The sequence below is a fragment of the Aquabacterium sp. J223 genome, from assembly GCF_024666615.1.
Lineage (GTDB): Bacteria > Pseudomonadota > Gammaproteobacteria > Burkholderiales > Burkholderiaceae_C > J223.
This window is the reverse complement of record NZ_CP088297.1, coordinates 239017-256690: the sequence shown is the minus strand read 5'-3', so window position 1 is coordinate 256690 and position 17674 is coordinate 239017. Positions and strand designations below refer to the sequence as shown.

Below are 17674 nucleotides of genomic sequence, written 5' to 3'. Positions count from 1 at the left end.
CGAAGGCAGGGCGTTACGATCGGAAACTCCCTTCCGCGAGGTGCCCCATGAAGCACGTCCTGCTGCTCGAAGACCTGCCTGAGATCCGCACCTGGCTGAAGGCGTTGGTCATGCAGGTGTTCCCCAATGCCCAGATCTCCGAGAGCGCACGCGTGCACGACGCGCTCGAACTGGTCTCGGCGCTGAAGTTCGACCTGGCGCTGATCGACCTCGGCCTGCCCGACGGCTCCGGTGTCGACGTGGTGGCCCGGCTGCGCGAAAGCCAGCCCGAGGCGCAGTCGGTGGTCGTCACCATCCACGACGACGACGAGCACCTGTTCCCCGCGCTGCAGGCCGGCGCCTTCGGCTACCTGCTGAAGGAACAGGCGCGCGAGCTGCTGACCGAGCAGCTGCAGCGCATCAGCCAGGGCGAGCCGCCGCTGTCGCCGTCGATCGCCCGCCGTGTCATCGCCTACTTCGCCGCACAGGCGAGGCCGCAGGCCAACGCGCTGCCGCATGTGCAGCTCACCGAGCGCGAGAGCGAGGTGCTGCTGCGTGTGGCCAAGGGCTTCACCCTGCCGGAGATCGGCGTGCAGCTCAACCTGTCGCGCCACACCATCGCCGACTACGTCAAGCAGATCTACCGCAAGCTCAACGTGAGCTCCCGCGCCGAAGCGGCGCTGGAAGCGCAGCGCCTCGGCCTGTTCCGCCGCTGAACGTCGGAGTCCCCGGCCGCCGCACGGCGGCCACAATCGCCGGATGATCGGACGACTCACCGGCGTGCTCGCCGAGAAGGCACCGCCCCAGCTGCTGCTCGACGTCGGCGGCGTCGGCTACGAGGTCGACGTGCCGATGAGCACGTTCTACGCGCTGCCCGCGCTGGGCGAGAAGGTGACGCTGCTCACGCACTTCGTGGTGCGCGAGGACGCGCAGCTGCTCTACGGCTTCCTCACCCACGAGGAGCGCCACACCTTCCGCCTGCTGCTGAAGATCGCCGGCATCGGCCCGCGCACCGCGCTCGGCGTGCTGTCCGGCCTGTCGGTGGCCGACCTGGCTCAGGCGGTGAGCCTGCAGGAGGGGGGCGGCTGCAGAAGGTGCCGGGCATCGGCAAGAAGACCGCCGACCGGCTGCTGCTGGAGCTCAAGGGCAAGCTCGGCCCGGACCTCGGCCGCCCCGCCACCGTCGCCAGCGACGCCCAGGCCGACATCGTGCAGGCGCTGCTGGCGCTGGGCTACAACGAACGCGAGACGCAGGCGGCGCTGAAGGCATTGCCGCCGGACGTCGGCGTGGCCGAGGGCATCCGGCAGGCGCTGAAGGCGCTGTCGCGCTGAGGCGGCGCCGGCTCAGTGCTTGTGCGCGCCGCCGTGCGCGCCATGCGTGCCGTGCTCCGCGGGCGCCGGGCCGCCGGGCGGCGTCGGCCGCACCGCCAGCTCGGTGCGCAGCTCGCCGCCCTTCTCCAGCGTCAGCACCAGCGGCAGGCGTTCGCCCGTCTTCAGCGGAGCCTTCAGGCCGAACACCATCAGGTGCAGGCCACCGGGCCTGAGCTCCACCGTCTGCCCGGCGGGCAGGTCGATGGCGTCGAGCTGGCGCATGCGCATGATGTCGTTGTCCAGCGTCATGGTGTGCAGCTCCACCCGCTGCGCCACCGGCGAGGACGCCGCCACCACGCGGTCGGCACCGCCCTTGTTCTGCAGCACCAGGTAGCCGCCGGCGGCCGGCTGGCCGGCGACGGTGGGCCGGGTCCAGCCGCGCTCGGCGCTGACGGCGGAGGACTGCGCGGCGACACCGCCGGCGGCGGCGAGGACCAGGGCGGCGAGGGCGGCGCGCAAGGCGGTCAGGGTGATCGGGTTCATCGGAGGCGGCTCCTTCAGTGCGGATGGTGAGGGGCGGGGCCGGCCGGTGCCTGCAGGCGCAGCACCGGCGCCGGGGCGCGCGAGCCGGGCGCATCCTGCCAGTCCAGGCGGCCCTGCTCGCATTCCTGGGTCAGCGGGAAGGCGAGCGGCGCCGGGCCGCCGGCCGGCAGCGTGGCGACGATGCTGAACTCGTCGACGTGCGCGTCCGGCAGCGGTCCGCCGGACCAGCGCACCTCGGCCAGTTCGTCGGTGATGCGGCGGCCGTGGCGTTCCTGCGCCTGGGCCAGCGGCCGGCGTGTCGTCTGCAGCGACCAGCCGGGCTTGGGCATCGGCTTGGCGCCCTGCAGGCCGGGCGGCAGGCGCAGCACGACGGCCGTCGTGGCGCTGCCGTCGCAGCCATGGGTGACGCGGAAGCTCAGCTTGTGCGTGCCGCCGGCGGCGGCCTGCGCCGGCTCCAGCGTGACGTGGGCGACGGCGGGGCCGGCCAGGGCCGCCAGCAGCGCCGCGAACAGGGATCGGAGTGTCGGCATGGCGGCGGGTCTCACAGGTCGTAGCGCAGCTCGGCATTGAACGTGCGCTGCGGGTAGGGGTGGAAGTTCCAGTAGGTGGCGTTGTTCAGGTTGTCGACGCCGAAGGCGGCGGTCCACCGCGGGTCGATCTTCCAGTGCAGCCGGGCGTCGACCGTGAGGTAGCGGCTGACGCCCATGTAGGTGTGGCCGTTGACGTCGGCGTTGTTGAGCGTTCGGTACTGCCGGCCGCTGTGGCGCGCGGCCAGCGTGGCGGTCCAGGCCGGCGCGAAACGCCAGCTCGCCAGCGCGGTGGCGCGCCAGCGCGGGATGTTGGGCTGGCGCTTGCCGATCGTGTCGCCGGGCGTGGCGACGAAGCCGGCGTTCTCCTTGATCTCGCTGTCGGCGAAGGTCAGGCTGCCCGCCAGGTCGAGCCCGCGCCAGCCGACGTTGCGGCCCTGGTAGGCGGCTTCGACGCCGGTGGTGGCGATGCGGCCGACGTTCTGCACCCGGGTGACGTTGGTGTTGCCGCTGCCGGTGGCGAGCACGGTGGTCTGCGAGTACAGCGCGTCGCGGGTGTCCTCGGCGAAGGCGGTCAGGCGCAGCAGGCCGTTGCCCAGGTCCTGCTCGGCGCCGACTTCGCCGGTCCAGCTGCGCTCGGGCCGCAGGTTGGCATCGTTGATGTACTGCGCGTTGGTGGTGCCGGTGGCGCCGTACAGCTCGGCCACCGTCGGCAGGCGCACCGCGCGGCCGAGCGCGGCCTTGAGCACCGTGCTGTCGCGCACCTGCCAGGACAGCGCGGCCTTGGGGCTGAGGTGGTGTTCGCGGCGCTGGCCGGCCTGCTGCACGGCCGGGCTGACGTTGAGGATCTGGGTGCCGCCCTGCGCGCGCCAGGCCTCCGCGCGCAGGCCCAGCACGGCCTTCCAGTCGGGCCTGAAGCGCCACGCGTCCTGCGCCCACAGGCTGTCCAGCCGGGTGTGGCCGCCCACCTCGGAGTTGACGCCGGCGGGCGCGTCGGCGGACCAGTCGCCCAGCGCATAGGTCGGGTAGCGCAGGGTGTGGGCATGGCGCTGCAGGCCCACGTCCACGGTGTGCGCGCCGTCGACGCCGTCGGGCCGCCAGGTGCCGCGCAGGTCCAGCGTGTGCCAGCCGGTGCCGCCGCCGTCGGCCAGCGTGCCGGCGGGCAGGGTGGCGCCGGTCTGCCGCTTGGTGTCGGTGACGTAGCGGTACTGGCTGGCCGCCACCTGCCAGTCCCACGTGCCGCGGGTGTTCGACTTGATCGACAGCCCGTGCATCAGGTGGGTGAGCCGCTCGTCGGTCGACGGGAAGTCACCGCCGTTGAGGGTGTAGGCGCGGCCGCCGATGTTGATCGCGCCGCCGCTGACCACGTTGCCCGCGGCATCGCGCAGGTACGACGCCGAGCGGCCCTGCACCTCGTTGCGCCAGACGCCCAGCGTGTAGGCCGCGCGCAGCGTGGGGCTCAGGTCGTGCGCCAGCTTGGCCTTGAACTGCTCCTGCCGGCTGGTGTATTCGGTGCCGCTGCCGAGGATCCACCACGGCTGGCCGGCGCTGTTGAGGTCGGCCACCGCGCCGGTGACCGGCGTGCCCAAGGGGCTGGGCGCTCCGCCGACCACCCGGTTGGCGAAGGTCAGCGGCTGGCCGTGGCTGTCGCTGCGCTGCGCGCTTAGCCACCACGACCACGGGCCGGCGCGGTCGCCCACCGCGGTGCTCACCTGCCACGAGCGGAAGCGGCCCTGCGTGCCGTACAGGTCGAACGACGGCTGCGTGCTGTAGCCCGCCTTGGCGTGGACCTCGAAGCGGCTGGGCATGCGGGTCACGTAATCCACCACCGCGCCCACCGAGTTGCCGGGAAAGGCGGCGGAGAACGGGCCGTACAGCACGTCCACCCGTTCGATCTCCTCCGGCGCCACCAGGCCCCAGCGCGGCGGGAAGCTCAGCCCCCCGACACCGTTGCCGAGCAGGTTCGACAGCAGGATGCCGTCGGCGTAGACCATCGAGCGCGCGCTGTTGCCGGTGCCCGAGGCGCGGCTGGAGAGGATGGCGTGGTTGTGGTCGCCGTCGTAGCGCTTGCGCACCAGCAGGCTGGGCAGGTACTTGAGCACGTCCTCGGCGTCGGCGGCGCGCCCGCGGGTCTCGATGTCCTGCCGCGACAGGCCTTCGATCGTGGCCGGCAGCGCGGTCGGCAGCGTGCCGGCGCGCGGGGCGCGGATGACGACCACGCCGCCGTCGCGCCGCGGTGCGTCGGCGTCTTCAGAGGCGGGGGCGGCGGCCGGGCCGGCCTGGGCGCTGGCCAGGCCGGTGACGAGGCAGGACAGGGCGGCGGCCAGGGCCGTCGGGGTGCAGCGGTTCACGACAGGGGCTCTTCCAGGGTCTGAAGCGGGCCGCGCCGCGGCGCGGCGGCATGGCCGCCGGGCGGCCATGCGGCGATGGCGCGCCGGACGTGCCGGGCGCGCAGGCGTCAGACGGGAAGCGGTGGCGAGCGCAGCAGGCCGGCGCGCCAGCGCGCGTCGGCGTCGTCCGGCGGCGGCGCCTGGCGGGCGGGCGTCGTCCAGCGATCGACGGCCGCTGTCGCCGGCCAGAGGGCGGCGTGGACCGCCGGCGGCAGCGATGCCAGCACGGCGCCGGCGGCGCAGTGCTCGCCGGCGACGTGCGCGGCGCCATGGTCGGCCGGCGCCGACGGGCCGTCGCCGGGCAGCGCCACCGTGGCCACGCCGTAGGCGGTGCACACCTCGACGGTGGCCTTGCCCTGCAGGCCGGCCGCCTGGCTGGCCAGCAGCGGCAGCGCCGCCTTGAGCAGCAGCGCCAGCACCACCCATGCCGCAGCCCCGAGGCGCAGGGCGCGCCGGTGTCGCAGCGTGGGCAGCAGGGCGGTCATGTGGCGGCGATTGTGCCGGCGGTCTCGAGAGGGCCGCCGCCGATAATCGGCGCCATGGCCATCCAGACCGACGATTTCTCGGCACCTTCGCGGCCGCGCGTGGTGCGGGCCGACGCGGCCTCGCCGCAGGAAGAGGCGCTGGAGCGCGCGTGCGGCCGAAGTCGCTGCGCGACTACGTCGGCCAGGCGCGGGTGCGCGAGCAGCTGGAGATCTTCATCGGTGCGGCGCGCGGCCGGGCCGAGGCGCTGGACCATGTGCTGCTGTTCGGCCCGCCGGGCCTGGGCAAGACCACGCTCAGCCACATCATCGCCACCGAGCTGGGCGTCAACCTGCGCCAGACCTCCGGCCCGGTGCTGGAGAAACCCAAGGACCTGGCCGCCATCCTGACCAGCCTGGAGAAGAACGACGTGCTCTTCATCGACGAGATCCACCGGCTGAGCCCGGTCGTCGAGGAGATCCTGTACCCCGCGCTGGAGGACTACCAGATCGACATCATGATCGGCGATGGCCCGGCCGCGCGCTCGATCAAGCTCGAGCTGCAGCCGTTCACGCTGGTCGGCGCCACCACCCGCGCCGGCATGTTGACCAATCCGCTGCGCGACCGCTTCGGCATCGTCGCCCGGCTCGAGTTCTACACCGCCGACGAGCTGACCACCATCGTGCGGCGGTCGTCGGCGCTGCTGAAGGCGCCGATCGAGGGCGACGGCGCGGCCGAGATCGCGCGCCGCTCGCGCGGCACGCCGCGCATCGCCAACCGGCTGCTGCGCCGGGTGCGCGACTACGCCGAGGTGAAGGGCGACGGCACCATCACCGCCGCCATCGCCGACAAGGCGCTGGCCATGCTAGACGTCGACCCGCAGGGCTTCGACCTGATGGACCGCAAGCTGCTGGAGGCCATCGTGCACCGCTTCGACGGCGGGCCGGTGGGCCTGGACAACCTGGCCGCCGCCATCGGCGAGGAGTCCGGCACCATCGAGGACGTGATCGAGCCGTACCTCATCCAGCAGGGCTACCTGCAGCGCACGCCGCGCGGCCGCGTCGCCACGCTGTCGGCCTTCCGGCACCTCGGGGTGGCGCCGCCGCGGGGCGGGCCGGGCGGCGCGGCCGACCTCTTCAACGGCGCCTGACCGCCGCGTGGACCGGCTGCATTCGATGCGGGTGTTCGCCCGCGTGGTCGAGCTGGGCAGCTTCGCCGCCGCCGCCCGCGACATGGGCCTGTCGCCGGCCGTGGTCACCCGCCTGGTCGCCGACCTGGAGCAGCACCTGGGCGCACGGCTGATCAACCGCACCACCCGCCGGCTGGCGCTGACCGAGGCCGGCGCCGACTACCTGCAGCGGGTGCAGGACGTGCTCGACCGCATTGAGGAGGCGGAGAACGTGGCCCGCGACGCCGGCACCGAGCTGGCCGGCACCATCCGCCTGGCCACCGGCGCGTCGTTCGCGGCGCATGCGCTGGCGCCGGTGCTGCGCGGCTTCCTGCAGCGCTATCCGAAGGTGGTGGTGGACCTGCACGCCTTCGGCAGCCTGCTCACCACGCCCGAGGACGAGTTCGACCTGACCATCCTGGTCGGACCGCTGCCGCCGCAGGCCGACTTCGTCGCCCGGCGGCTGGCCAGCACCGAGATCGTGGCCTGCGCCAGCCCGCAGTACCTGGCGTCGCACCCGGCCGGGCCGCCGCGCCATCCCGACGACCTGCAGCGGCACGAATCGGTGGTGCCGGTGCTGGCCGGCGTGCCGCGCGAATGGCGCTTCGAGCGCCGCGACGGCGGCGGGCCACCGGTGATGGTCACCCTGACCGGCCGGCTGCGGGTGCACCACGCCGACGTGGTGCTGGCGTCCGCGGTGGCCGGTGCCGGCATCGCCAACCTGCCGTCCTACGTCGCCGCGCCGGCCCTGGCGTCGGGCCAGCTGCAGTGGGTGCTGTCGGGCTGGCGGCAGCCGTCGGTCGGTGTCTGGGCCGGGCTGCCGACGCGGCGCTACCTGCCGCTGCGCATCCGGGTGCTGGTCGACTGGCTGGTGCAGGCCTACGGCGGCGAGGAGGCCGACCCCTGGCTGAAGGCCAGCCCGGCGCGGGGCTGAGCCGGCTTCAGGCCGCCGGGCCGACCCGGTCGTCGATCTCGTCGCGCGGCGCCTCGGCCAGGTGACGTTCGTCGTCCCAGCCGACCAGGCTGAAGCCTTCGTCGCTGTGCAGCAGCCGGTTGATGCTGGCGTTGCCGAGGCGCCAGGTGCGCGTGGCCTGCAGGTCCAGCCGGGCCGCGGCGCGGTACAGGCAGTCGAGCACGCCGCCGTGCGCCACCACCGCGATCGACTGGCCGCGGTGGCGCGCCGCGATGGCGCCGACCGCGGCCACGCTGCGACCGTAGAACGCGGCCAGCGTCTCGCCGCCGGCAGGCCCGAAGTCGGGGTCGCGCTGGCGCCAGCGCAGGGCCAGGTCCGGCCAGCGCTGCTCGATCTCGACGAAGGTCATGCCCTGGAAGTCGCCGAAGTGGCGTTCCATCAGGGCGGGGTCGGGCACCACCGCCAGGCCGCGGCCGCCGGCCACCGCCTCGGCGGTGGCGAAGGCGCGCGACAGCGGGCTGGCGTAGATGGCGTCCAGCGGCTCGTCGGCCACCGCCTGCGCCAGCCGCACCGCCTGCCAGCGGCCGCGTTCGTTGAGTCCGACGTCGAGCTGGCCCTGGATGCGGCTGTCGACGTTCCAGGCCGTCTCGCCGTGCCGCACCAGCAGCACGCGGGTGGCGCTGTCCACGCGCTCAGCCCTGGCCGCGCAGGCGACGGTTCAGCGTGTAGGTGCCGCTGAGGCGGGCCTCGGCCAGCACATGGCCTTGCAGCGCCTGCCGCACCTGCGCGCCGGTGAAGCGGCCTTCGACCGGCAGCCGCGCCACGTCCACCGCGTACAGCGTGAAGACGTAGTGGTGCAGCAGGCTGTCGTTGAAGGGCGGGAACGGGCCGTCGTAGCCGAAGTAGTCGCCGGCCATGTCGGCGTTGCCGGCGAACCAGCCGGTGTAGTCGTTCAGGCCGTGGCGGGCGCCGTGCAGCGTCGCCGGGCCCTGCTTGCCGCGGGCGGTGAAGCCGCGGCTGAACTCGCCCTCGGCGATCTCGTTCACCGTCGGCGGCAGGTCGACCAGCACCCAGTGGAAGAAGTCGACGCGCGGCAGGTCGGCCGGCACCTCGCGGTCGGGCTGGTTGACGTCGTCGCCGCGGCTGGGCACGTCGGGGTCATGGCAGACCAGCACCAGCGACTTCGTGCCCGCCGGCACGCCGGTCCACGCCAGCTGGGGGTTCAGGTTGTCGGAAAAGCCGACGCCGTCGCCATCGGGCCGGCCGGCGGCGTGGCGCGCGGGAATGGTCTGGCCGTCGGGCCAGCTGGTGGTCGTAAGAATCATTGCAAGGTCCTTGCGGTGGGTGCCCCCGTGGGGACAGGCGGCCGCAGGCGGCCAGCGGCGGGCTGCAGATTAGCGCGCCCGAACGGATCCGGGTCCCCCGGTCCTTTTGGGTAGCCCGCTCGGCGGGCGGCCGCCAGACGGCCGGGGGGCCACATCAAAGTCCCCAGACGATGTCCTCGTCCCGGGCGGCGGCGCGCTTCATCATCTCCACCAGCGGCCACACCCGCTGGCGCAGGGCGACGGCCTCGCCGCGCGGCGGCTTCTCGCCGCGCTCGGCCGCCTCCCGCTCGAGGCGCTCGCGCTCGGCTTCCTCGGCGACCACCGCCTGTTGCAGCCGTTCGACCAACGACGGCAGGTGGGCCGCCTCGAAGATGCCGCTCGCCGCGGGCGGCCGGCCCAGCAGCTCCAGCACGTGGTCGCCGTGCGGGCCGGTCATGATGACGTCGCCGGCGTTTCGGGTCTTGAACTTGTACAGCATGGTGGGGGCCGCCGCTCAGCGGTAGATGTACTCGCGGTTGAAGGGGTAGACCGACTGCGCGCCGGGCAGCGCGCTGCCCTGGGTGTCGCCGCTGGGCCGGGTGGCCAGCACCTGGTGCAGCGAGATCCAGCCGCGCTCGAAGCACATGCCGCACCCGGCCAGGTAGAGCCGGTAGGCGCGCAGCACCTTGTCCGGCACGATGCCCGCCGCCCGCTGCAGCTGCGCCTCCAGGTTGTCCGACCAGGCCCAGCAGGTGCGGGCGTAGTGCGGGCGCAGGTTCTCGACGTCGGTGGCTTCCCAGCCGGTCTCGCTCATCACCTCCAGCACGTGCGAGATGTGCTCCAGCTCGCCGCCGGGGAAGATGTAGCGCTCGATGAAGTCGCCCATGCCGGCGCCGAGCTGGTGGTTGCGCGTGCCGCCGGCGGTGATGCCGTGGTTCATCAGCAGCCCGCCGGGCTTGAGCAGCCGGCGCAGCTTTTCGAAGTAGGTCGGCAGCAGCGCCTTGCCCACGTGTTCGAACATGCCCACCGAGGCGATCTTGTCCCAGGGCTGGTCTTCGCTCAGGTGCCGGTAGTCCAGCAGCTGCATCTGCACCCGGCCCTGCAGCCCCTTGTCCTGGATCAGCCGGTTGACGTGCGCGTGCTGGTTCTTCGACAGCGTGATGCCGGTGGCGTGCACGCCGTAGTGCTCGGCCGCCCACATCAGCAGCCCGCCCCAGCCGGCGCCGATGTCGAGGAAGCGCTCGCCCTCGCGCAGCATCAGCTTGCGGCAGATGTGGTCCAGCTTGGCCTCCTGCGCCTGCGCCAGCGTCATCGTCGGCTCGCGGTAGTAGGCGCAGGAGTAGACGCGCCGCGGGTCCAGCCACAGCGCGTAGAAATCGTCGGAGACGTCGTAGTGGAACTGGATCTGCCGGGCGTCGGCCTCGGTGGTGTGGTGGCGGCCGGAGTCGCGCAGCCGCTGCAGCGCCTGCCACCAGCCGCGCACGCCGCGCTGCACGGTCGCATGCGTGGGGTCCCCGCCGATCAGCGAGGCGGCCACGTCCATGGTGTCGCGCAGCGTGCCGTGCAGCACCAGCCGGCCCTCGACGTAGTCCTCGGCCAGCTTGCCGACCTGGCTGGCCGCGAGGTGGGCCAGCGGGCCCATCTCCTTCAGCTCGACGCAGACGGCCGCGTCGGCGGGGCCGAGGCGCTTGCCGCCGGGCAGCACCAGCGCCAGCGGCCGTTCGACCGCTGACAGCTTCTCCTGGACGATGGACTCGATCGGGTTCATGCGCTTCCCCCAGTGACGTTCGCACTCGGACCGCCTCCCCCGGGAAGTCCGACGCCGCCTCTAGGATAAATCGCCCACGGCAAACGAGCAGCCGGCCGGGCCGGCCACCCCGGGGCGGCGGGGCTCAGGCGCGTTGCAGCGCGGTCGCGGGCAGCAGGCGCTGCTCGATCTGCTCGGCCGGCAGCGCCGGCGCGTGCAGGAAGCCCTGGTAGTGGTCGCAGCCGGCGCGCGCCAGGAAGTCGCGCTGGGCCGCCGTCTCGACGCCTTCGGCCACCACCCGCAGGTGCAGCGCGCGCGCCATCTGCAGCACCGCGCTGACGATGCCGGCGTCGCTGCCGTCGGCCGGCAGGCCACGCACGAAGCCGCGGTCGATCTTCAGCTTCTGGATCGGCAGCCGCTTCAGGTAGCCGAGGTTGGAGTAGCCGGTGCCGAAGTCGTCGATGGCCAGCCGCACGCCCAGGTCGGCCAGGGCCTGCAGCCGCGGCAGCGCCTCGCCGGTCTCGCCGACGAGGCCGGACTCGGTGAGCTCCAGCTCCAGCAGCGCCGCCGGCAGCGCGTGCTGGTGCAGCACCTGCGCCACCCGGTCGGCGAAGCCCGGCTGCGCGAACTGCAGCGCCGCCACGTTGACCGCCACCGGCATGCGCAGGCCGCGCCGCAGCCAGTCGGCCGCCTGGCGCACCGCCTCCTGCAGCACCCAGTCGCCGAGGGTGAGGATGAAGCCCGAGTCCTCGGCCACCGGGATGAAGGTGGCGGGGGACACCGGCCCCAGCCGGCGGTCGTGCCAGCGCAGCAGCGCCTCGACGCCCACCACCTGGTCGTCGGCCAGCCGCACCTGCGGCTGGTAGTGCAGCCGGAATTCGTCGCCGGCCAGGCCGCGGCGCATGGCCTGGTCGAGGTCGAGCGCCGAATGCGTCAGCGCCCGCGCCTCGTGGCGATGGAAGCGCCAGCCGGCGCGCCCCGCCTGCTTGGCCTGCAGCATGGCCGCCTCCGCGTGGCGCAGCAGCTCGGCCGGCGCGCGGCCGTCCTTCGGGTGCAGGGCGATGCCGATGCTGCAGGTCAGCGTCACCGTGCGGCCGGCGATGGTGAAGGGCGCGGTGATCGCGTCCATCAGCCGCCGGGCACCGGCCTCCGCGCCGGCGCCGTCGGCATCGTGGATCAGCAGCGCGAACTGGTCGCCGCCCACCCGGGCCACGACGTCGCCCTGCCGCAGGCAGCGCGCCAGCAGCTGGCCGAGCTGGCGCAGCACGCGGTCGCCCTCGGCCGGCCCGAGGCTGTCGTTGAGCTGGCGGAAGCGGTCGAGGTCGAGCACGAGCAGCGCCAGCGGCCGCGGGCCGTGCGGGCCGTGCGAGAGCGCCTCCTGCAGCAGGGTGGTGAAGTGGCCGCGGTTGGCCAGGCCGGTCAGCGCGTCGGTGCTGGCCAGCCGCTCGATGCGCTGGCCGGTGGCGATCTGGTCCGACAGGTCGCGGAAGGCGTAGACCCGGCCCACCGGCCGGCCCTGCACCAGCTGCGGCGCGGCCACGCGCTCGATCACCGCGCCCGACAGCAGGGTGAGCCGGTCGGTGGCCTGCACCAGCGCCGCGTCGCGCAGCGTGGCCAGGCGGCGTTCGTAGGCGTCGGCGTCGGCGACGCTGCGCCGCATCCAGTCGAACACCGCACGGTCCTCGCCCTGCTGCAGCAGCGCCTCGGGCAGCGACCACAGGCGGGCGAAGTTGCGGTTGAAGGCGCGGATGCGGCCGGCCAGGTCGCACACCAGGATGCCGTCGACCGTCGATTCCAGCGTGGCGCGCAGTTCGGCCAGCAGCAGCTCGCGCTCGTCGGCAGCCGCCCGGGCGGCGGTGAGGTCGGTGACGGTGACCAGGAACAGCGGGCCGGCGCCGAAGCCCGTCAGCGGGGTGATGCGGCGCGCCAACGCCAGCGCCGCACCGTCGGCGCGCTGCAGCCGGGTGTGCGAGGACAACGAGGGCGGTGCGCCGTGGCCGGCGGCCGCTTCGTCCCAGAACGCCAGGTCCTCCGGCGTGGCCAGCAGCGCCAGCGTGTCGGCGCCGATGACCTCGCCGGCGTCGCGGCCGAGCAGGGCCAGCGCCTGCGCGTTGGCCAGCAGCACGCGGCGGCTGGCGCCCTCGACGACCCAGGCCGCTTCGTGCAGCGCGTCCAGCACGGTCTGCAGCAGCGAGCGCGAGGCCGCCTGTGCCGCGAGCGCCGGCACCTGGGCCGTCATGGCGCCGGCGCTTCCTCGGGTTCGCGCACCGGCTGGTGCGGCTCGAAGAAGTAGGCGATGCGCGAGCCGGGCTGCAGGTAGTCGCGGGCGGCGGCGGGCAGCTGGGCGGCCTTCAGGCTGCGGCGGATGCCGAGCGCGGTCTGGGTTTCCAGGTCGAGCAGCAGGGCCTCGTCGCGCGGCACCTTGGCGTCGTGCACCAGCACGCGCGGCTTCAGCGGCCGGCTGGAGTTGACCGTCACCACCATCGCGTAGCGGTCGTCGGTGAGCTGCACCACCGAGCCCGGCGGGTAGACGCCCATCATGCGGATGAAGGCGTTGAGCATGGTGGCGTCGAACTTCTTCTGGCCCTGGCTGAACATCAGCGACAGCGCCTCGTGCGGCGTCAGCGAGTGGCCGATGGCGTGCGGGTTGCAGAGGTTGTCGTAGCGGTTGACCAGCGACACGATGCGCGCCGCCGCCGACATGCGGTCGATGTTCAGCTTGAGCGGGAAGCCGGTGCCGTCGGCCTGCTCGTGGTGCTGGCCGATGACCAGCAGCGCGCCGGGCGTCAGCCCCATCTTCTTGCCGTGTGCGACGCCCAGCGCCACGTGCTCGCGGTACACCGACTGCTCGGCCGCGGTGTGGTGCGGGTCAGAATGGCGCAGCCGGTCGGGGATGTCGAGCTTGCCGATGTCGTGCAGCAGCGCGCCGGTGCCCAGGTCGAGCATCTCCTCCTCGGTCAGCGCGAAGAGCTTGCCCATCAGCATGGCCACCACGCCGACGTTCAGCGCATGCGCGGTGGCGCGTTCGCCGGCGCCTTCGGTCAGCAGGCGCACGCACAGCTCGCGTTCGCCGAGCATCTTGTCGAGCAGGGCGCGGCTCAGCGCCTGCGCCTGCTCGCGGGCGGCGGCCGGCTCGCGCGGCACCAGGTCGGCCATCTGCTTCCAGGCGCGGCTAGCCTCGCCGTACTGGCGCTCGCACTGCGCCTGCGCCTCGCGCTGCGCGGCCAGCGCCTCGCGGCGGGCGCGGGCCTCGGCCTGGGCGGCCTCCTCAGCTTCGGTGAAGGCCGGCGCGGTCAGCACCTCGGCGGCCTGGTCGACCACGGCCTGCACCGGCGCGGGCAGGTCGCTCTTTTCCGGGCTCCAGCGCAGGCGCTTGAGCCCCAGCGAGCGGATGGTGGCGATCTGCTCCTCGGTGCTGATCTTGAAGCTGCCCAGCGGGAAGGGATGCGACATCCAGCTCAGGTCGAGGTGGATGAACATGCCGATGCGCAGGTCGCTGACGTCGATGGTGACGCTCATGGTGTGGGCGGTGTCCCGGCCCCGAGGGAGAGCCGACCTCGCCATCTTCGGCAGCCGGGGCAGGGACTTGAGCCGGCGCCCCGGCCGCGGGTCGCCACGGGCGCGGTCGGCGCCCCCGCGAGCCCCCTGTCCCCGCCCACAAGTGTGCGAATAGCGAACGATTGCTGCGTTTCCTGCGATGACCGAATGCCGGGGCGTCGCTAAATTGCCATCACCGTGAGGGTGACGGTGCCGCTCGGGCCCGCCCTGCCTTCCATCCCCCGCCCAACCCCCGCCTCCCGCGACCGCCCGCCCCACGCCCCATGGCCCTGGCCGACGACCCCCACTCCCCGCCCGCCGCGGACGCCGGCGCGGCCGCAGCGCCGCTGCAGCGCGACCGGGTGGCCGGGCTGGAGAAGGGCCTGGCGGTGATCGAGGCCTTCGACCAGGAGCGGCCGCGGCTGACCATCGCCGAGGTGGCGGACCGCACCGGCCTGACCCGTGCCGCCGCCCGGCGCTACCTGATCACGCTGCAGCACCTCGGCTTCGTCAGCCAGGACCGCAAGATGTTCGCCCTCACCGCGAAGGTGCTGCGGCTGTCGCAGAGCTACATGCACTCGGCCCGGCTGCCGCGCATCGTGCAGCCCGAGCTGCACCAGCTGTCGCTGACGCTGAAGGAGGCGTCGTCGGCCGGCGTGCTGGACGGCAACGACGTGCTGTGCATCGCCGCCACCAACGGTGGGCGCAACGTCTCCGCCACCCTGCAGCCCGGCACCCGGGTGCCGGCCTACTGCACCTCCAACGGACGGGTGCTGCTGGCCGGGCGGCCGCAGGCCGAGGTGGAAGCGTGGGTGGCCCGCCAGCGGCTGCAGTCGCTCACGCCCTTCACCTGCACCGACCCCGCGCGGCTGGCCGCCGCGGTCGCCCGGGCGCGCGCCGACGGCCACGCCTGCGTCGACCAGGAGCTGGAGCTCGGCCTGCGCACGGTGTCGGTGCCGCTCATCGACCACCGCGGCGAGGTGGCGGCGGCGCTGAACATCAGCGTGCACGCCGCCCGCATGACCATGGACGACCTGCTCGCCAGCGCGCTGCCGCCGCTGCAGCTGGCCCAGGCACGGCTGCGCCAGCTGCTGTGACCCCCGACCTTCCAGACCCAGAGGAGATCCGCATGACCATTCCGCAACGCACCCAGGTCGCCATCGTCGGCGCCGGCCCGTCCGGCCTGCTGCTCGGGCAGCTGCTCCACAAGGCGGGCATCGACACCGTGGTCATCGAGCAGCGCAGCGCCGACTACGTGCTCGGCCGCATCCGCGCCGGGGTGCTGGAGCAGGTGACCGTGGACCTGCTGGAGCAGGCCGGCGTTGCCGACCGGCTGCACGCCGAAGGGCTGCCGCACGACGGCGTGAACCTCAGCTTCGGCGACCGCATGCAGCGCATCGACCTGAAGGCGCTGACCGGCAAGCACGTCACCGTCTACGGCCAGACCGAGGTCACCCGCGACCTGATGGACGCCCGCCGGGCCGAGGGCCTGGTCACCGTCTACGAGGCGGGCGACGTGGCGGTGCACGACCTCGACGGCACGTCGCCGCGTGTCACCTTCACGCTGGACGGCCGGCCGCACGAGGTGCGCGCCGACTTCATCGCCGGCTGCGACGGCTACCACGGCGTCTGCCGGGCCAGCGTGCCGCAGGACGTGCTCAAGACCTACGAACGTGTCTACCCCTTCGGCTGGCTGGGCATCCTGGCCGACGTGCCGCCGGTGGAGCACGAGCTGATCTACGCCAACAGCGAGCGTGGCTTCGCGCTGTCCAGCATGCGCTCCAGCACCCGCGTGCGCTGCTACGTGCAGTGCTCGCTGGACGACAAGGTCGAGCAGTGGCCCGACGACGCCTTCTGGGCCGAGTTCAAGCGCCGGCTGCCGCCCCACGTGGCCGAGCGGCTGATCACCGGCCCGTCCTTCGAGAAGAGCATCGCGCCGCTGCGCAGCTTCGTCGCCGAGCCGATGCGCTTCGGCCGGCTGTTCCTCGCCGGCGACTCGGCCCACATCGTGCCGCCCACCGGCGCCAAGGGCCTGAACCTGGCCGCCGGCGACGTCGGCATGCTGGCCGAGGCGTTGCAGGCCTACTACCGCGGCGACCCCGCGGGCATCGACGGCTACTCGGCGCGCTGCCTGCGCCGGGTGTGGAAGGCCGAGCGCTTCTCCTGGTGGTTCACCTCGCTCATGCACCGCTTCCCGGAGAACGGCGAGTTCGGTTTCAAGATGCAGACCGCCGAGCTGGACTACCTGTGCCAGTCGGAGGCCATGCAGAAGGTGGTGGCCGAGAACTACGTCGGCCTTCCCTTGTGAACGCCGGGGCCGCACGCCGACACGGCGCGGCCCGCGGCTAGCATCGGCGCCCGGGCCGGCACGTGCCGGCCCCCTTTTTGCCGATGTGATGCCATGGACCTTCTGCTCTGGCGCCATGCCGAGGCGCACGATGCCCGACCCGGACAGGACGACCTGTCGCGGGCCCTGACCGAGCGCGGCGAGCGCCAGGCCCGGCTGATGGCCGACTGGCTGGCCGAACGGCTGCCCGCCGACGCCCGCCTGATCGCCAGCCCGGCGCGCCGCACCCAGCAGACCGTGCAGGCGCTCGGCCGCCCCTACGACACCGTGCAGGCGCTGGCGCCGGACGCGGCGGTGGACGCGGTGCTGCAGGCCGCGCGCTGGCCGAACGCCGGCCGCACGGTGGTGGTGGTCGGCCACCAGCCCACCCTGGGCCGGGTCGCGGCCACCCTGCTCGGCGGCCAGGCGCAGTACTGGGAGGTCGACAAGGGCGCGGTGTGGTGGCTGCGCCGCGAGCCGCCCGGCGCGGGACCGGCCGCCCGGCTGCTCGCCGTGCGCGGGCCCGATGCCCCTTGAGGCGGGCGAGCGGCCCGTCCTGCGCCGCAAGGGCCTGACCCGCTTCGCCGACGACCGCCCGCGGCCGCCGCTGGCCAGCGACAGCGAGCGCTTCGGCTGCCCGCCGGCAGGCTGGCGACGGCGGCTGCACACCGTCATCTTCGAGGCCGACACGCGGGCCGGGCTGGCCTTCGACATCGCCGTCATCGTCGCCATCCTCGCCAGCATCGCGGTGGTGATGGTCGACAGCGTGCAGCCGCTGGCGCAGCGCCACGGCCGGCTGCTGGCCGCGGCGGAGTGGGGGTTCACCGCGCTCTTCACGCTGGAGTACCTGGCGCGGCTGGCCAGCGTGCAGCGGCCGCTGCGCTACGTCACCAGCTTCTACGGCGTCATCGACCTGCTGGCCCTGCTGCCCACCTACCTGGCCGCGGTGGTGCCCGAGGCGCACCTGTTGATCGACGTGCGCGTGCTGCGGCTGCTGCGCGTGTTCCGCATCTTCCGGCTCACCGCCTTCCTCAGCGAGACGGCGATGCTGGCCGAGGCGCTGCGGGCGAGCGCGCGCAAGATCGCGGTGTTCCTGTCCTTCGTGCTGATGGTGGTGCTCGTGATGGGCACCGTGATGCACGTGCTGGAGGGGCCGGCCAACGGCTTCACCAGCATCCCGATGGCGATGTACTGGGCGGTGACGACGATGACCACCGTCGGCTACGGCGACATCACGCCGAAGACCGAGGTCGGCCGGCTGATCGCCTCGGTGATGATGCTGCTCGGCTGGGGCGTGCTGGCGGTGCCCACCGGCATCGTCACCGCGGAGATGACGCTGGCACGCCGCCACAACAGCCGGGCCCGCCGCTGCCCGGCGTGCGACACCGCCGCCGCCACCGACACCGCCCGCCACTGCCACCAGTGCGGCGCCCGGCTGCCGGCCTTCGGCCGCCGCACGGCGTGATCG

At 73.6% G+C, this 17674-nt stretch carries 16 protein-coding genes and 2 pseudogenes; 8 read left to right on the top strand and 10 right to left on the bottom strand.

Annotation, left to right across the window (positions count from 1 at the left end; all coding sequences use genetic code 11):
- The first annotated feature begins 47 nt into the window (after positions 1–47).
- Together LRS07_RS01190 and ruvA are read left to right on the top strand one after the other, a co-directional pair.
- Positions 48–695 carry a response regulator gene (locus tag LRS07_RS01190; protein ID WP_260500222.1) on the top strand — a complete coding sequence of 216 codons (648 nt, stop codon included), beginning with the start codon at positions 48–50 and terminating at the stop codon, positions 693–695.
- Positions 696–738: 43 nt separating this feature from the next.
- A pseudogene (gene ruvA, locus LRS07_RS01185) lies at positions 739–1310 on the top strand (Holliday junction branch migration protein RuvA).
- 12 nt (positions 1311–1322) lie between these two features.
- On the opposite strand, the gene LRS07_RS01180 reads toward ruvA, so the two are convergent.
- The 4 genes from LRS07_RS01180 to LRS07_RS01165 form a co-directional block, all read right to left on the bottom strand.
- Complete coding sequence (locus LRS07_RS01180) at positions 1323–1832, bottom strand: copper chaperone PCu(A)C (protein WP_260500221.1); 510 nt, start codon at positions 1830–1832, stop codon at positions 1323–1325.
- Positions 1833–1846: 14 nt separating this feature from the next.
- Complete coding sequence (locus LRS07_RS01175) at positions 1847–2362, bottom strand: YcnI family protein (RefSeq protein ID WP_260500220.1); 516 nt, start codon at positions 2360–2362, stop codon at positions 1847–1849.
- Between the two features lie 11 nt (positions 2363–2373).
- Positions 2374–4710 carry a TonB-dependent receptor gene (locus LRS07_RS01170; protein ID WP_260500219.1) on the bottom strand — a complete coding sequence of 779 codons (2337 nt, stop codon included), beginning with the start codon at positions 4708–4710 and terminating at the stop codon, positions 2374–2376.
- Between the two features lie 107 nt (positions 4711–4817).
- Positions 4818–5234: a hypothetical protein gene (locus tag LRS07_RS01165; protein ID WP_260500218.1), complete on the bottom strand. Its 417-nt coding sequence runs from the start codon at positions 5232–5234 to the stop codon at positions 4818–4820.
- A 54-nt stretch (positions 5235–5288) separates the two neighbouring features.
- Between LRS07_RS01165 and ruvB the strand changes: the two are divergent.
- Together ruvB and LRS07_RS01155 are read left to right on the top strand one after the other, a co-directional pair.
- A pseudogene (gene ruvB / locus LRS07_RS01160) lies at positions 5289–6361 on the top strand (Holliday junction branch migration DNA helicase RuvB).
- A 7-nt stretch (positions 6362–6368) separates the two neighbouring features.
- Entirely contained in the window at positions 6369–7313 is a 945-nt protein-coding gene (locus tag LRS07_RS01155; protein ID WP_260500217.1) for a LysR family transcriptional regulator, read from the top strand.
- 7 nt (positions 7314–7320) lie between these two features.
- On the opposite strand, the gene LRS07_RS01150 is transcribed toward LRS07_RS01155, so the two are convergent.
- The 6 genes from LRS07_RS01150 to LRS07_RS01125 form a co-directional block, all read right to left on the bottom strand.
- Positions 7321–7980, bottom strand: coding sequence for a histidine phosphatase family protein (locus LRS07_RS01150; protein ID WP_260500216.1), 660 nt, complete (start codon positions 7978–7980; stop codon positions 7321–7323).
- A 4-nt stretch (positions 7981–7984) separates the two neighbouring features.
- Positions 7985–8617, bottom strand: a complete 633-nt coding sequence (locus LRS07_RS01145) for a YbhB/YbcL family Raf kinase inhibitor-like protein (RefSeq protein WP_260500215.1) — start codon at positions 8615–8617, stop codon at positions 7985–7987.
- Between the two features lie 154 nt (positions 8618–8771).
- Positions 8772–9095 carry a DUF1840 domain-containing protein gene (locus LRS07_RS01140; RefSeq protein ID WP_260500214.1) on the bottom strand — a complete coding sequence of 108 codons (324 nt, stop codon included), beginning with the start codon at positions 9093–9095 and terminating at the stop codon, positions 8772–8774.
- 15 nt (positions 9096–9110) lie between these two features.
- A complete protein-coding gene (locus LRS07_RS01135; RefSeq protein ID WP_260500213.1) occupies positions 9111–10364 on the bottom strand; it encodes a class I SAM-dependent methyltransferase in 1254 nt (417 codons plus the stop codon).
- 124 nt (positions 10365–10488) lie between these two features.
- A complete protein-coding gene (locus tag LRS07_RS01130; protein WP_260500212.1) occupies positions 10489–12582 on the bottom strand; it encodes a putative bifunctional diguanylate cyclase/phosphodiesterase in 2094 nt (697 codons plus the stop codon).
- The gene (locus tag LRS07_RS01125; protein ID WP_260500211.1) at positions 12579–13862 is read right to left on the bottom strand and encodes a cyclic di-GMP phosphodiesterase; all 1284 of its coding nucleotides are present in this window, start codon (positions 13860–13862) and stop codon (positions 12579–12581) included. The genes LRS07_RS01130 and LRS07_RS01125 overlap by 4 nt, the downstream gene beginning before the upstream one ends.
- Positions 13863–14164: 302 nt before the next feature.
- Here LRS07_RS01125 and LRS07_RS01120 point away from each other — a divergent pair, with 302 nt between their 5' ends.
- From LRS07_RS01120 to LRS07_RS01105, 4 genes are all read left to right on the top strand, one after another.
- Positions 14165–14977 carry an IclR family transcriptional regulator domain-containing protein gene (locus LRS07_RS01120; RefSeq protein WP_260500210.1) on the top strand — a complete coding sequence of 271 codons (813 nt, stop codon included), beginning with the start codon at positions 14165–14167 and terminating at the stop codon, positions 14975–14977.
- A gap of 32 nt (positions 14978–15009) precedes the next feature.
- Positions 15010–16188: a 4-hydroxybenzoate 3-monooxygenase gene (pobA, locus tag LRS07_RS01115; protein ID WP_260500209.1), complete on the top strand. Its 1179-nt coding sequence runs from the start codon at positions 15010–15012 to the stop codon at positions 16186–16188.
- Between the two features lie 93 nt (positions 16189–16281).
- Positions 16282–16743, top strand: coding sequence for a SixA phosphatase family protein (locus LRS07_RS01110; RefSeq protein ID WP_260500208.1), 462 nt, complete (start codon positions 16282–16284; stop codon positions 16741–16743).
- Entirely contained in the window at positions 16733–17671 is a 939-nt protein-coding gene (locus tag LRS07_RS01105) for an ion transporter (protein WP_260500207.1), read from the top strand. Before LRS07_RS01110 ends, LRS07_RS01105 begins: the two co-directional genes overlap by 11 nt.
- Positions 17672–17674: the final 3 nt, after the last annotated feature.